Consider the following 14,750-nt stretch of genomic DNA (forward strand, 5'->3'; position numbering starts at 1 on the left):
TATTTTTGCCAAATAAATCAAAAAATGGCCAATCAAGACAATGATTATTCCTTCTGGACAAAATACAAGAGGTTTGCTTCTACAGAAATCTTAATGTATCTGATTATGATTATTGGTATCGGTTTGGGGATTATTTTTTTAAGCTAAGTGCCAGTTTTAAATAATCTGCCGCATTTACATCGTTAATAAATTTAGAAAAGTCAGCATATTTTTCTGCCGGAAAGGTCCCGTCGTTTAAAACAAACTTTCTATAATAGGTTAGTTTTTTGCCTTCTACAGATGTTTTACAAACATATTGGCCAAAATCGCTTTTAAAAGTTTTATCCTGGTTAAAAATTAATGTCGTATCTACATTATCCGGCAGGGTGTAAACAATGGTATCTTCATCGGTATAACCACGGTTAATGTACACCGGCAAAGTCCTGTTTTTAATTTCCGGAATTGATTTTTTGATGTTAAAGGCATTGAGCTGTAAAAACATTTTATTACCGTTAACGGGGGCATAATTACGAATATTAAGCGAAATATCTTCTGTTAATTTAGGAGCGATATCCTTTTTCTGTGCAAAGGCCACCGCTTCGAAATCTATATTGTCAATATTATAGGTTTCTTTAAGCAGTTTATGTTGTTCGGTAATGGATTTACTGATCAATCCTTCCTGATTCTCGTACTGTGCACCTTCGTAAACCGTATTCATTTTTCCGGTGATGTTTCCGTCGGCTTCGATGGTGAGATTTGCTTTGCGAATCTGCAGGTTCTCAGCAGTTGTTAATTTAGGGGTATGCAGCAATTTTCCTCCTTCAGGCGTACAGGCAAGCACCAGTCGGTCGTCGGTAAAATCGCTTAAAAAGCCAAATGGAATTTTCTGACTGGTACATTCCAGCCATGTGGTATCGCCTTTTAAAGGCATGCAAAGAATAATATGATTACCCTGCACCATACTTGCATATTTTGGGTCCATGCTCTTTTTTTCTGAACCGGCTTCTACCACACAATAATCCGATGCTATATCTGCTGCACTCAACAGGCTTTGCATGTAGTTTACCAATGCTTTACAATCGCCATAACCTAAGCGGTCTACCTCGCTGGCAGCAATGGGTTGAAAACCACCAATACCGATCTGCACACTAATGTACCGGGTTTTATCCTGCAGGTACTGGTAAATTTTGCGTGCCTTATCTTTATCCGTTTTTTCATTTTTAACCAGATCTTTCACCATTTGAACGGTTGCAGGTGGTAAAGCTTTTCGCTCTTTTAACAAATCATCGTAAATCCATTTTCCCAGTTCCTGCCAGTTGGTGTAATTCCCTTTGTGGCTGTAATAGTAAAAATCGAGCGGGGCAATTTGTATGCTGGTGGCATAAGTTTCATGAGCAGGACTGTAAGGCTCTGTTCTAACGGCCAGTATATTATTTACTTTCCAGACGGTTTTTTTCTGCTTTTCATCTGTAGTTACTTCCGGTGTTCCGTTATAATTCTGGGTTTTTACCCTTACCTGATCAGTAGGTTTGCAGATAAAAGTATAAGTGCTTTTTTCTACTGAAACATCGTCGGCCGGTTTGGGTGTCCAGTCGGGGATAATGAGGTTTTGTTTATTCCTGATTTCATAATTGTAAACCACTGTATAAGGGTACTCATTTACTGATGGAAGGTAATGTTTCACGCGGCTATCTACAAAAAGAGAGAAACCATCGGCCGCACTCATATCTGAAAAATTATTCTGGTTAAACTTCGTGATGGGGAGGCCTACACTGTTGTACACTTCGCCTTTAATTCCTTTAATAGAAATGTTTTTATCATAATAAATTACCAGGCGGGCTTCATCTTCTCCATTTTGGTTGAACACAGTAATGGCTTTTTTTACGCTCAGCATCACATTATCAGGTGCGCGCATATCGATTACGGTTTCCTGGTTACGGATACAGGCATTGGCGCGGTTACGCAGGTTTGCCGGAATTAAATCAACGTCGTAATTATCCTGGGCAAAGCCTGTAAGAAAGCACAAAAGCAAAAATACCGCCGTGAATAAAGATTTCATCTAATTTGCTTTTTTTAATAAAAACTCAGTTTTTTGGTTTTGAATAATTTTGCTGTAAAATTCTTTAAGGTAAAGGTATTCATCTGCCTGATAAATTGCATGATTAAGTTGCATGATCTGGTTCACCGAAATGGTATTGTCTTGCAAACCGGTTTGTAATAAATATTTTCCGCCGGCATTTGGTAAACCGACAGCCATATCTTTAGGTTTTTCTAACAGTTCATAATTACCAGGCAATGTTACATTAATAACAATGCGCTCATCAGATGCGGCACCCAAATCAACAGGGTAAGTACGTTCGTTTAAGTTGAATGGGTTTTTCGAAATGGGGTTGATAAAAAACGGACTAAAGTAAAATTGCTTGTTGTTTGAGCCGTCGTTAACTGTAAATTCGATTTCGTATTTTTCTGTTAAAGCATTTTCCACGCTGTCTAAATTGGAGATGCTGTGTTCTAAAATCTTTATCCTGGTTAAACGTTCATCCAGTTTTTCTACATATTCATCAGGCGAGTTGTAGCGCGAAATATCCTTTCTTTTTGCATAAGCAGAGTAACCCATGCTATGCGTTAGCAGGGTGCCAATAATTTTTCCGTCGGTTGTCATTTTTCCGGTCAGTACATAATTGGTTGTCGATTTTTGGCTGGCTATTAAATCGATCCAGTACGATGGTTTTTTCAGGTTAATTACCCTGCCCTGATCGTTAATGCACCTTAACGGCAGAAGCGCAAAGGGCAGAAGCGGCTCCGTGGCATCAAGCAAATAACTTTTATCGCCAATATTTACTTTGGCAACCAGATAGTTAAAATCGCTCATTACCGGATAAAGTTTATTTACGGTTCCATTATCACGTGTTGATAAGAGCACGGCCTCAGCATCGAGGTTTGCAGCAGAAAGTGCAGCAATTAAACTCAGGTTAACATCTGCCACATTACCTGTTCTGGTATCAAGCGCCCTTTTTATATTATCTTCCGAATATATCCCGTAATAATTATTCCATTTAATTTGTTTTTTGATGTAATTATAAATGGCTTTCGCTTTTTCAAGGTCATCTGTACTGCCTTTGGTTATGGTTGGGATAAGCTCTTTAAAAACATCCTTCCTTTTCATCTGGTCGCCCAGGGTTTTATAGTTAGAAAGTTCATAATCCACATCTTTCCAGGTTTTGGTATAAGAGGTTTTACCGCCATTGATATTCTGTACGTCAGAAAGTTCGAAATAAATGGCTGATTTAAAATTACTTGGCGCCGTCATATTATCTTCCTCTATAAATGCAGGAACATTTTTCATCAGGTAAGTCATCTTCGAACAATCAATTGCAACGCCTGATAAACGTAAACATTCTTTACTAAGTTCCGATTTCTGATCGGTTAGTTTCTGGAAACCACGTAAGGAAACATTGTAATTGTAAATTCCAGGAATATAGGCCACGTATTCACTCGAAACCTTTGGAATATCACCCTGAAACTCCCATGTTTTATAGTTGAACAAATTTGGCGACCTTAAAATATAACTGTATTCAATCACCGATCCTTCTTTCAAATTAGGAAGTGTAAATTTGGTGAGGCGGGTGTATTTCGAGCGGTTTTCTGTAAAAACAGCTTTTTTATCCATCACCGTTTCTACAAAGTTATTATCAACATAATTAAAGGTTGACGCTTTTAACTCGCTTATGGTTTCTTCCCGGTTACTGTCTTTATAGGTTGGAATCACAATATTAGCTTCCTTAAAGCCCTCTTTGTTGTAAATTTTGATTTTTACGTGGTGTTCAAAAATCAAAACCAGGCTATGGGTATTGTCGTCTAGCTGGATCGAAGCTGTTCCAAATTCTTTTAAAACAATGGCATTTGCATTACTATCCAGTGTTTTTCTGTCGAACTGATAATCGTCGTGCGTAATGGCCCCGTAGTTAAAATTTTGAGCCTGAGTGGTTAATGATGTAATTAATAGAAATAGTAAACTTAACGTCTTATTCATTTGAGCGTATATAAATTGGCGCAATTTAGTGGTAGAAACTAACATTCTGAAATAATTTGACAATTAAATTTATAAATTAATAAAGGGGTTTTACAGAACTAATGAAACCTTTTTAGCACTTTTGAAAAAAAGAATTTGACATTCCGATTCAAATCTAAATGTCGCCAATCTCACATCTTACAAAATGAAATTAAATTTAAAACGCCCTTTAGCCTTTTTTGATCTTGAAGCTACCGGGATAAATGTTGGAGCCGATAGAATAGTAGAAATTGCCATTTTAAAAGCCATGCCTGATGGTACCGAAATTGTTAAAACCTGGCGTGTAAACCCCGAAATGCCTATTCCTTTGCAAACTTCGTTAATACATGGTATTTATGATGAAGACATCGCAAATGAACCCACTTTTAAAGTTATTGCCGCAGAAATAGCCGAATTTATAGGAGATAGCGACCTGGCGGGATACAATTCGAATAAATTTGATATTCCGATGCTTTTGGAAGAATTTTTAAGGGCTGAAGTAGATTTCGACATGAATAACCGCAAGTTTGTTGATGTGCAGAATATCTTCCACCAGATGGAACAACGTACTTTAAAAGCTGCTTATAAGTTTTATTGTCAGGAAGACCTGGTTAACGCCCACGCCGCTGAAGCGGATGTAATTGCCACTTATAAAGTTTTACTTGGTCAGTTGGAAATGTACAAAGAAACCGAATTTGAAAGCAAACAAGGTGTAAAAAGTATCCCGGTTGTAAATGATGTGGATGCCCTGCACATTTTTACCAATATCAATAAACCGGTCGATTTTGCCGGACGTATGGTTTACAACGATAATGATGAAGTGTGTTTCAATTTCGGTAAACATAAAGGTAAAACCACCCAACAGGTATTCTCTGTAGAACCGAGTTATTATGCCTGGATGAAAAACGGCGATTTTCCACTTTATACCAAGAAGAAACTGGATGAGGAATGGGCAAAGTTTAATGCCAGGAAAAATGAAAATAGAGCTGCAAAGCCTCAAAACAATACACCAGGAAATAAACCTGCCTACCAACAGAAGCCACAACCAAAACCAGAGAAACCTGCACAACCAATTAATAACGATATGTTGGAGCAGCTGAAAATGAAATTTGGAAAGTAGGTATTTGGTTAATCGGTTAATTGTTCAAATTGGTTAATTGTTGTTAAACGCTATGCGCATTACGCAAAGCCCTATGCTCAAAAAATGAAATCTATAAAATTATTATCCTTCTTGTTGTTCTGTGCGGTTTATGCTGGTGCGCAAACAACTTTACCGATAGCGCCTGAATTTCAGCAAACCTATCAAAAGGAAACCAGAAATATCAATGGAAAACCTGGTAAAAACTATTGGCAAAATACCTCAAAATACGATCTGAATGTAGATTTTAATCCTGCCAGCAGGTTATTAAAGGGGAAGGTGCAGGTAACTTATACCAATAATAGTCCCGATACTTTGAAAGAGATATGGTTTAAGCTTTATCCCAACCTCTACAAAAAAGGAACACCCAGGAAATCAAAATTCGCAGAATCGGATTTGGGTGATGGCGTGGCGATCGAAAAACTGGCTGCGAACGGAAAATCCATTTCTGATTTTAAAATTGACGGCACCAACATGACGGTAAACGTTCCGGCTGTTTTGCCGGGTAAAACGATCAGTTTTTTAATTGATTATAGTTATACTTTAAATAAAGGCTCGCACATGCGTACCGGTCAGGTAGATGAAGGTTCATATTTTGTGGCTTATTTCTTTCCGCGCATCGCTGTATATGACGATGTAGATGGATGGAACAAATATCCTTACACCGGGGCTGAAGAGTTTTATAATGATTTTGATCAGTTTAATGCTTCTATTACGGTACCGGGTGGTTATGGCGTTTGGGCAACCGGCGATTTAAAAAATCCTTCTGAGGTTTTCCAGAAAGATGTGGTTTCAAGAATGTTATCTGCCGAAAAAAATGATGCCGTTATTGATGTGATTACGGATAAAGATCTGGCTGATAAAAAAGTAACGCAGCCAAATGCTTTCAATACCTTTAAGTTTGAAGCCAAAAATGTGACCGATTTTGTATTTGCATTGAGTGATCATTATTTGTGGAAATCGAGCAGTTTGGTGGTTGATCCTAAAACAAAAAGAAGAACGCGTGTGGATGCCGTTTTTAATCCAAAACATAAAGATTATTATGAGGTAATCGATTTTGCCCGTAAAACGGTAGAAGCGATGAGTTATACTTTCCCGAAATGGCCTTATCCATATAACCATGAAACCATTTTTGATGGTTTAGACCAGATGGAATATCCGATGATGGTGAACGATAATCCGGTTGATAACCGTACTGATGCCATTACCTTAACCGATCATGAAATTTTCCATACCATGTTTCCGTTTTATATGGGCATAAATGAAACCAAATACGGCTGGATGGATGAAGGCTGGGCTACCATTGGTGAGTGGTTAATTTCTCCTATGATTGACCCGAGTATTGTAGATGAATATGGCGTGCAGCCTACGGCTTCTTCTTCAGGCGGAAAAGATGATACCCCGATTATGACACTAACGCCTGATTTAAAAGGATCTGGGTCCTTTACCAACTCTTATCCTAAACCCGGACTGGCTTATCTTTTTATTAAAGATTATTTGGGAGATGAACTGTTTACCAAAGCTTTACATACTTATATTAAAAACTGGAACGGGAAACATCCTATGCCTTACGATTTTTTCAATAGCATAAACGAAGGCAGTGGTAAAAATCTAAACTGGTTTTGGAAAGCCTGGTTTTTTGAAGGTGGTGTAACTGATATGGCGATAAAAGCTGTTGATAAAACTTCAGCTGGTTACGTTGTAACCATCGAAAATAAGAGCATTAAGCCTTTGCCGGTCGATTTAACTTTGACCTTCGCTGATGGTTCAGTTGAAAAAAGCCACAGTACCATTGGTGTATGGGAAAAAGGCGATAAGCAAGTGAAAATTGAAGTGAAGACAAATAAAAAGCTTTCAAAAATAGTGATGGGAAATCCGCATACGCCTGATAAAGTGAAAAGCGATAATAGCTTTTCGGTGAATTAATAAGTGAGAAGCTTGATTATTCAGAGTCAAGTTATTTGACAGATTTCAAATAGAAAAATCGTCATCTCGACTGGAGTGAAACGAAATGGAGAGATCTTTTTAGCCTTGGCTATTAAAGTTAAATTTAAAGATTTCTCCATTGCGGTCGAAATGACGATTCTTCTAAATCATATATCTCTTTTACTTTCCGTAATACTTATTGTTCTTTATGAAGAACTATCCTGCTATTGAATTATACGCAACAATACACACCTTCCAGTTTAGAACTAATAAACTTAAATAAATAAGTTTTCGCCTGCCGCTATAATATTTTCTTTATTAATAAGGTTTAAGTTAGGTACATGCCCCAGGCTTTTTACTTTTCCATATTGCTGAATGTACCTTTCGGTCTCCTCATTTTCATCACCGTTAAAAACAATTCCCTTTACCGGAATTTGATATTGTTTAAGCAAATTAAGTGATAAAAGCGTGTGATTAATGCTCCCCAGGTAATTTTGTGAAACCAATATTACTTCTGCATTTAATTTCTTAATCAGATCAACAATGAGTTCCTTTTCGTTTAACGGCACCATTAAACCACCTGCACCTTCAATAATCAGATTATTATCAGTTTCCGGGATATTTATTTTTTGGAGATCAATCTCTATTTCATCAATCCTGGCAGACAAATGTGGCGATAGGGGCTGTGTTAGCCTGTAGCTTTCAGGATGGATAATTGTTTTTTCATTGCTGATTAAACTTTTAATCGTGATACTGTCACTCGTATCCAAATCTCCCGACTGAATCGGTTTCCAGTAATCTGCTTTTAATTTTTCTGTTATGATGGCGCTGATTAGCGTTTTTCCTATTCCTGTTCCTATTCCTGTTATAAAATATGTTGCCATTAGTTTAATGCTTTAAGGTGGTTAACCAATGAAATGATCTCTCCGTCGGTATTGAATGTGTGTAAACAGATCCTCAGTCGTTCTTTGCCCAGGGCTACCGTGGGGCTTAAAATTGCCCTGACGTCGAATCCTTTATTTTGTAATGTTGTTGCGGCATGTTTGGTCGCTTCATTTGAAGAAAAGACAATCCCCTGAATGGTACTTTCGCTATCAAGTGCGCGGATATTTTGTTCCATCAGCGCTTTTCTGAATAAGGCAATTTTCTGGTGGATCAGCTGGTGATCGATTTTATTTAAAAATTCATAGGCCGATTTAATGGCTACAATATTATGAATTGGAGCTGCTGTGGTATAAATAAACGACCGTGAAAAATTAATCAGGTAGTGGCGCAAGTTTTTGCTTCCTAAAATGATAGCGCCGTGTGTACCAATCGCTTTGCCAAAAGTTACGATCCTGGCGAATACCTTTTCTGTTAGGTTTAACTGGTTAATCAATCCTCGTCCATTATCGCCAAAAATACCTGTGGCATGGGCTTCATCTACTATTAAATTGGCCTGATACTGTTCGCAAAGGTTTGATATTTCGAGAAGCGGAGCAATATCGCCATCCATAGAGTAAACACTTTCTACTACCACAAAAATGTTTCCTTTTGCCAGCTGAAGTTTTGTTTCGAGGTCGTTAATGTTGTTATGAAGAAATTTGTAACGGGTAGCATGGCTTAAACGACAGCCATCTATAATGCTCGCATGAATCAGTTCATCGCTGATAATGGTATCACCGCGTTGGGGAACGCTCGAAAGCAGGCCTACATTCGCATCGTAACCGGAGTTGAAAATCAATCCGCTTTCTGCCAGGTGGAAATCAGCAATAAACTGCTCGGTTTCTTCGGTATATTGAGTGTTGCCGCTTAGCAATCTCGAACCTCCTGCACCATTTAAATATTGCGCGACTGTTGCTATATTATCCTCAATATGTTTTCTGAGTTCAGTTGATCTGGCAAAACCCAGATAATCATTTGAGCAAAAATCAAAAGGAGGGTGGTTGGTTGACAAATTCCTGATGGAAAGATTATCCTTGCGTTCCTGAAGTTTAGCATTAAGAAACTGTTCAATTTTGCTCATTGGTCAAAAGTAAAAAAAGCGTCCCGAATAAACGGAACGCTTTTAAAAATTAATTAATTACTCTTTTATTTTATCTATCCTTGTGCAGGAGGATTTGAAACAACCGGTGCTTTATCTTTATTGCCCCTGCCCATTCCTTTTCTCATTTTCTCTCCTTTTTCTCTGGCTTCGGCCCGGAAAGCATCCATTTTTGTTTTCTGATCTGCAGTTAAAACAGCATCTATTTTAGCTTTTTGCTCATCCATTGCCGCTTTGCGCTCTTTCATCTTGCCTTTTCTGTCACCCTGATCAGCAGATCTCCAGGTATCCATTTTCTTTGCGTTTTCTAACTCAATGGCATAGATTTTAGTTTTCTGATCGGCGGTCAAACTTAACTGTTTCTCTAATCTCGCGGTTACTTTATCTGCCCTTTGTTCTGCAGTCATTTTCGGCATTGGCCTTCTGGCATGCTTTGTTGTGTCTTGAGCAAATGCAGCGGTTAAACCCATTACTGCAATTGCTATTGTTAAAATTGCCTTTTTCATGTTATGTTCTTTTTATGTGTTTGTTGAATTAATAGATACATAAAAACGCAAACGGTTTAATCGGCTGTTGTTAAAAAATGTTAATTTTTATTTAATTGTGAAATTGATTTCTGCATTTGAGCCATCATTTGGGTTAGTGTTTCCATGGTTGGATCTGGCGCAGGTTCTGGCAATGAGGTTGATATATAGGCTTTAGCTTTCCAAATTTCAAGGATATCTTCTGCGGCAATGGTGTAAGCATCATATACCTTATTATCGGATACCAATTTCAAATCTTTATTTTCCCTGAAGCGGTTGCCGGCCCTTTTATATACTACACCTTCGTTTTTACTGATAACGATATAGGTTTCTCCGGTTTTTACTTCATTCCAGTTGTCTAAATATTCGCCAATGATCACACTGCCCGGCTGAACAGGCAGCATGCTATCGCCCATAATTTCAAAAGCCCTGAATGTACCTTGCCTCAAAGCGGGCAAAGGAAGCTGAAACTTTGGAAGATCGCTAATATATTGCGGATCGGAAAAGCCGTTTAAATAACCAGCACTTGCTTTAACCGGTACGAGCTCGATGTTTTCACGGTCATTCTGATCTACTGAAATGCTGAGTACGCGAAGGTTAGAACCCTGGCTTTTTGGCTTCGGTTTCCAGCTGTCGGATATTTTCTCATTAATGAACTCATCAATGGTCAGATCAAAATATTCGGCTATTTTTTTTAGCAAATCATATTTAGGTTCCGCCCGGTCTTCCTCATAAGCGCCGATAAGCGATCTTTTGATTTCCATGATATCAGCGAAATTTTGCTGTGTATGGCCTTTTTTCTTCCTGAGGTACTTTAAATTATTTGAAATATTCGACATAAAAATAAATTTTAAAATAAATTTGGAATTACTAAAATAGTTAGTAATTTTATGCTCATAAAGTTAGTAATATTATTTTGAATTGCAAGAACATATACTAAATAGTTTAGTTTAAAATTTAAATACAAGATTGATGAAAAAGTTTGTTTATATCGTTACCGACAGAAATCGTACAAGTATGCACGTGGGCATGAGCTCAGATTTGATTAAGACACTGGATTTCTACAAACAGATGCCAAACTTATTTTTTGATAGCGGCCAGCAATTAACCCGCCTGGTTTATTTTGAAGAGTTTAAAACAGAAGCACAGGCATTGACGCGTTTTAAATCGATCAGCAGGTTTACACGCATGCAAAAGGAGCGTTTGGTGAGGTCTTGTAACCCTGACTGGATTGATTTGACTATAGGCCTTGATTTCGAAAATATTCTTTTACACAGGAACATTACCAATCAGGTTAAATTATCGTTTTCGAGCTTATCTTAAATTAATAGGGAGTGTTAATTTTAAATGATTATAATGAAACAGATAGGTATGTATAAAATTAATGCCTGAATGATCGATTCCATTATGGCATCCAGTCATTCAAGCATTTGATAATAATTTTAATAAGGTAATTTATTCTTATAAAAAATATAGCCAGCTGCTGAATAAGTATCATTTATTCACTACTTAAGCTAGTTGAAAACATTTGCGCTTTTATAGCTTTAATACATTTCAACTTTTCAGCAATTTGAAAAGCTTACCAGTTGAGTAATTTCAATTGTATGAGTAGGGCCAATAATTAGGCTATAATTTTTCACCATTTTAATTCACCTTAGTACATCTGCGTTTATAGCGCTTTGCAACATTTCGGTTTACGACAATTTGAAAATCTTTCTTTGGAATAATTTTAAGTTGCTGTTAAATAAAATGAATTAGATTATATAATCATTCTCCCGCTGAGCACATCTGCGTTTATAGCGCTTTACAACATTTCAACTTTCCAACCCTTTTAACATCCTCAAACTACCACCCAGGAGCAAAGGTTAAACCAAATACCCCGGTTTTAACATCTTTCCTTTGAAAAGGGATTGCATAATAAGGTTCTAATACGAAATAGCCGAAAATGTTTACCCTTACCGATACACCTACACTCATGGCCGGTACACGTTCTGTTGTGGCCTGATAAGTAACTGGCTTGCCTTTCGAATCTAAAACAGGTACACCTTTGTCTAATAGAGGCTCTGTAGTGTAAGTAGGCTCGCTTTTAAATTTTACTTTAGTATCGTTGGTCCAGGCTAAACCTGCATCAAAAAATAAGTTCAAATCGGAAAACAGAAACTTAGATGGTATTGCTGCTAATTTTTTAGGTCCTGTAAATGGTAAGCGGACTTCGAAATTAAAGACAGCTATTTTACTTCCTGCTAACTGATTAATATCAAAGGATTCGGACGATTGGGCTGATGTATTTTTGTAAATCGAGTTCGATTCATACCCCCTGATCAGGTAAGGATAACCCACATACATCGGATAAAGCCTGTCAGCATCTTTACCAATCCTTAATGTATTGTAACTTCTTACGGCAAAAGTTACCGGTTTCGCTCTCCAGTATTTACGAAGATCGGCTGTTACACCAGCAAAATTATAAGTACCAAAATACTTTTCACCACTTACACGATATCTGTAACCATCAAGCGGACCTGTTAAACCAAAAATAGAATTATCGCCAACAAAACCAGCATTTAACTGATATAATGTAAATGAATTTAACGGAATTCCGATTGCATCGGCGGCAACATCATTGGCAACCCTGCTTTTGTCTGAGCCGATGTAATAACCGTTTGCATCGTAATAATTGCTATATCTGTCAACGCGGTAGCTGTAATGCGAAAATGCTCCGCCCAGTTCAAATCGGTGGATTTTACTAAATGGATAAGCGCCAAAAACCTGAAGCTGATCTTCAAATGTTCTTACAATGTCCGTTCTGTCTACTTGTGCTTTAGTGGTTTGATTATCACCATTTGGAATGTCCTCGTAACCGTATGATCTAAAACCTGATACATAAGGAATGTGTGAAATGGCTGCTCCCCAGTTTATCCTGCTTTTTTGGTTAATATAGCCTACCAAACCTCCGGCATCGTATATTTCTCCGTTAACGGAAATATTTGCGATGATCTGATTTGTTCCTAATATGTCACTAAACATTCCTACAATACCACCAGAAACACCGGTTCCAAAGCGACTGGTAGAAACGCCTACGCCACTATTTGCCAGGTAATCTAGTCTGAACTTTGGTTTATATGGAACCGTTTTCATTGAATCGGCTACAATTTTTTCGAAACGATCGAAATTATTCAGATTGGAATTGATGATGTTCACCCCAATGTTTTCCATAGGAGGGAGGATTGCGGCATCAAAGTTTTCGTCGCGGTTACCAATACGCCTGGCTTTAAAACTGCTCAGCCTGGCATTATATAAGGTGTAGCGCTGGTAGCGGTAATAGCTGTACACAATTTCATCGGTTGTTGAAACGGAAATGGCTGGCGAAAATTCCGTAATTCCACTGATACCGGTAAAATAATCGGTTAACTGATCGACTGTATTATCTGCGAAATTGTATTTATACAAATTCCTGAAACCATCTCTGTTAGAAAGGAAATAGATGTTCTGACTGTTAGCAGAAAATTGTGCATTTAAGTTGTTCGCTCCTGGAAAAACATCAAGATTACTTACCGTTTTAGATGCAATGTCATATACAGCCAGGTTGATCGGCAACACCGCATTAATTACATTTGCCTGAATTGCGGCCCTATCTGATGAAAATACCAGTTTTTTACCATCAGGAGAATAACTTGGCGCATAATCAGAATATACATCATCAGTAATTTGCGTAACTGCTTTGGTATCGAGGTTGTAAGAGAAAATATCACTTTGCCCTTCTACCATTCCTGAAAATGCGATGTCTTTACCATTTGGCGACCAGGTTAAATTACCAAATTGCTGCACCTGCGCCATCGGGGTTTGAGAAACAGTATTGCCGTTGGCAACGTTGATGATCATCATCTGGTTTTTTCCCTGACTGAAAATACTGAAGGCAAATTGTTTACTATCCGGCGACCATGCCCCGGCAGATTCGATAAAGTTAAAATCGTCTATATGGCCGTTGGATATCTGGCTGCTCAGTTTCCTGATGATGCGTCCCGTTTTTGCATCTGCAAGGAATAAATCGATACCAAAAAGATCTTTTTCAGACATAAATGCCAGGTATTTTCCGTCAGGACTAAGGGCAGGAGCAACGTTCATGTTTCCTGCATTCTTATTATCGATGATTTTTGTGCCTGTAATTTTTATCTGAGAACTATCAGCCTTTAACATGGGTTTGTAATGCGCATCAATGGAGTTTTTCCAAAGACCAGACAGTGTTTTGTCGTCGTACCCAAATGTATATCGGATGGCATTTTCGTAACCATATTTTGCCGTATTTTTAAATAATGGAACGATGGTGGTATCGCCATATTGCGAACCGATATAGGTCCAAAAGGCCTGTCCGTAACGGTAAGGAAAGTATTTATTAGAATTGGTTAAGTCTTTTAAAGAAGGAATGTCGCGGTTAAGCATGGCATCGCGCATCCACATAGACGTGAAGGCATCTTTTTTGCCGATTGAAAGGTATTCGGCCATCCCTTCAACCATCCACAACGGGGTTTGGCCAACATTTTCCAAACTAATTGAATCTTTCTCTAATAAAAGGTGATATTGAAAAGCGTGAACCAACTCATGACCTAAAACATGCCTGGTTTGGCTGTTTAACTCCATAACAGGCATAATTACCCTGTTTTTCAGCGCTTCCGTAACCCCTCCTGTTCCAATGCCAATTTCTCCGTTAAGTACGGTAGTTTGCTGGAAATCAGGATGGTTATTGTATAAAATGATTGGATTTTTCTTTAAAAATGTATCCCTGAATACCTCCTGGTGCATTTTGTACCAGGTTTCTGCATCCTGAGAAAAGCGTTTTAAAAGTTTCTCATTTTTAATGTAATAATAAATTTCGAAATGGGGTGTTTGTAAAACCTTGAAATCAAGTGTTTTATATCTCACCTTGTTTTGGCCGAAGTATTGAGCTTTAACAGAAAAAGAAAGAATAAGCAAGAGCAATAAGGAACAATACCGCTTTAATAAAGTAGAGCCTTTTTTCATATGTATGGTTTTAGTAATGATTGTTCAATAATTTACAAAAATGAAATGGTAAAAAATCTGGAAATAAAAATAACAATAGTTTAAAAGACTATT

The 14,750-nt window shown here is 37.7% G+C and carries 10 protein-coding genes; 3 read left to right on the plus strand and 7 right to left on the minus strand.

Going from position 1 to position 14,750, the window contains the following annotated elements:
• Positions 1–130: 130 nt before the first annotated feature.
• Complete coding sequence (locus ABD769_RS12995; RefSeq protein ID WP_344851849.1) at positions 131–2,038, minus strand: DUF3857 domain-containing protein; 1,908 nt, start codon at positions 2,036–2,038, stop codon at positions 131–133.
• A complete protein-coding gene (locus ABD769_RS13000) occupies positions 2,039–4,012 on the minus strand; it encodes a transglutaminase domain-containing protein (RefSeq protein ID WP_344851850.1) in 1,974 nt (657 codons plus the stop codon).
• Positions 4,013–4,196: 184 nt separating this feature from the next.
• On the opposite strand from ABD769_RS13000, the gene ABD769_RS13005 reads away from it, so the two are divergent.
• Together ABD769_RS13005 and ABD769_RS13010 are read left to right on the plus strand one after the other, a co-directional pair.
• The gene (locus ABD769_RS13005; RefSeq protein ID WP_344851851.1) at positions 4,197–5,150 is read left to right on the plus strand and encodes an exonuclease domain-containing protein; all 954 of its coding nucleotides are present in this window, start codon (positions 4,197–4,199) and stop codon (positions 5,148–5,150) included.
• Positions 5,151–5,234: 84 nt separating this feature from the next.
• A complete protein-coding gene (locus ABD769_RS13010) occupies positions 5,235–7,094 on the plus strand; it encodes a M1 family metallopeptidase (RefSeq protein WP_344851852.1) in 1,860 nt (619 codons plus the stop codon).
• Between the two features lie 275 nt (positions 7,095–7,369).
• Here ABD769_RS13010 and bioD read toward each other — a convergent pair whose 3' ends face one another.
• The 4 genes from bioD to ABD769_RS13030 all read right to left on the minus strand — a co-directional run bounded on the left by bioD (position 7,370) and on the right by ABD769_RS13030 (position 10,480).
• Positions 7,370–7,978 (minus strand): dethiobiotin synthase, encoded by a 609-nt coding sequence (bioD, locus tag ABD769_RS13015; protein WP_344851853.1) that lies wholly within the window; start codon positions 7,976–7,978, stop codon positions 7,370–7,372.
• On the minus strand, positions 7,978–9,099 hold the full coding sequence (locus ABD769_RS13020; RefSeq protein WP_344851854.1) for an aminotransferase class I/II-fold pyridoxal phosphate-dependent enzyme: 1,122 nt from the start codon (positions 9,097–9,099) through the stop codon (positions 7,978–7,980). The genes bioD and ABD769_RS13020 overlap by 1 nt, the downstream gene beginning before the upstream one ends.
• Before the next feature lie 74 nt (positions 9,100–9,173).
• A complete protein-coding gene (locus tag ABD769_RS13025; protein WP_344851855.1) occupies positions 9,174–9,623 on the minus strand; it encodes a hypothetical protein in 450 nt (149 codons plus the stop codon).
• 80 nt (positions 9,624–9,703) lie between these two features.
• The gene (locus tag ABD769_RS13030; protein WP_344851856.1) at positions 9,704–10,480 is read right to left on the minus strand and encodes an XRE family transcriptional regulator; all 777 of its coding nucleotides are present in this window, start codon (positions 10,478–10,480) and stop codon (positions 9,704–9,706) included.
• A 133-nt stretch (positions 10,481–10,613) separates the two neighbouring features.
• Here ABD769_RS13030 and ABD769_RS13035 point away from each other — a divergent pair, with 133 nt between their 5' ends.
• Positions 10,614–10,964 (plus strand): GIY-YIG nuclease family protein, encoded by a 351-nt coding sequence (locus ABD769_RS13035; protein WP_344851857.1) that lies wholly within the window; start codon positions 10,614–10,616, stop codon positions 10,962–10,964.
• A gap of 522 nt (positions 10,965–11,486) precedes the next feature.
• On the opposite strand, the gene ABD769_RS13040 is transcribed toward ABD769_RS13035, so the two are convergent.
• A complete protein-coding gene (locus ABD769_RS13040) occupies positions 11,487–14,657 on the minus strand; it encodes a peptidase MA family metallohydrolase (protein WP_344851858.1) in 3,171 nt (1,056 codons plus the stop codon).
• Positions 14,658–14,750 lie beyond the last annotated feature (93 nt).

This window comes from Pedobacter jeongneungensis, assembly GCF_039538295.1.
Lineage (GTDB): Bacteria > Bacteroidota > Bacteroidia > Sphingobacteriales > Sphingobacteriaceae > Pedobacter > Pedobacter jeongneungensis.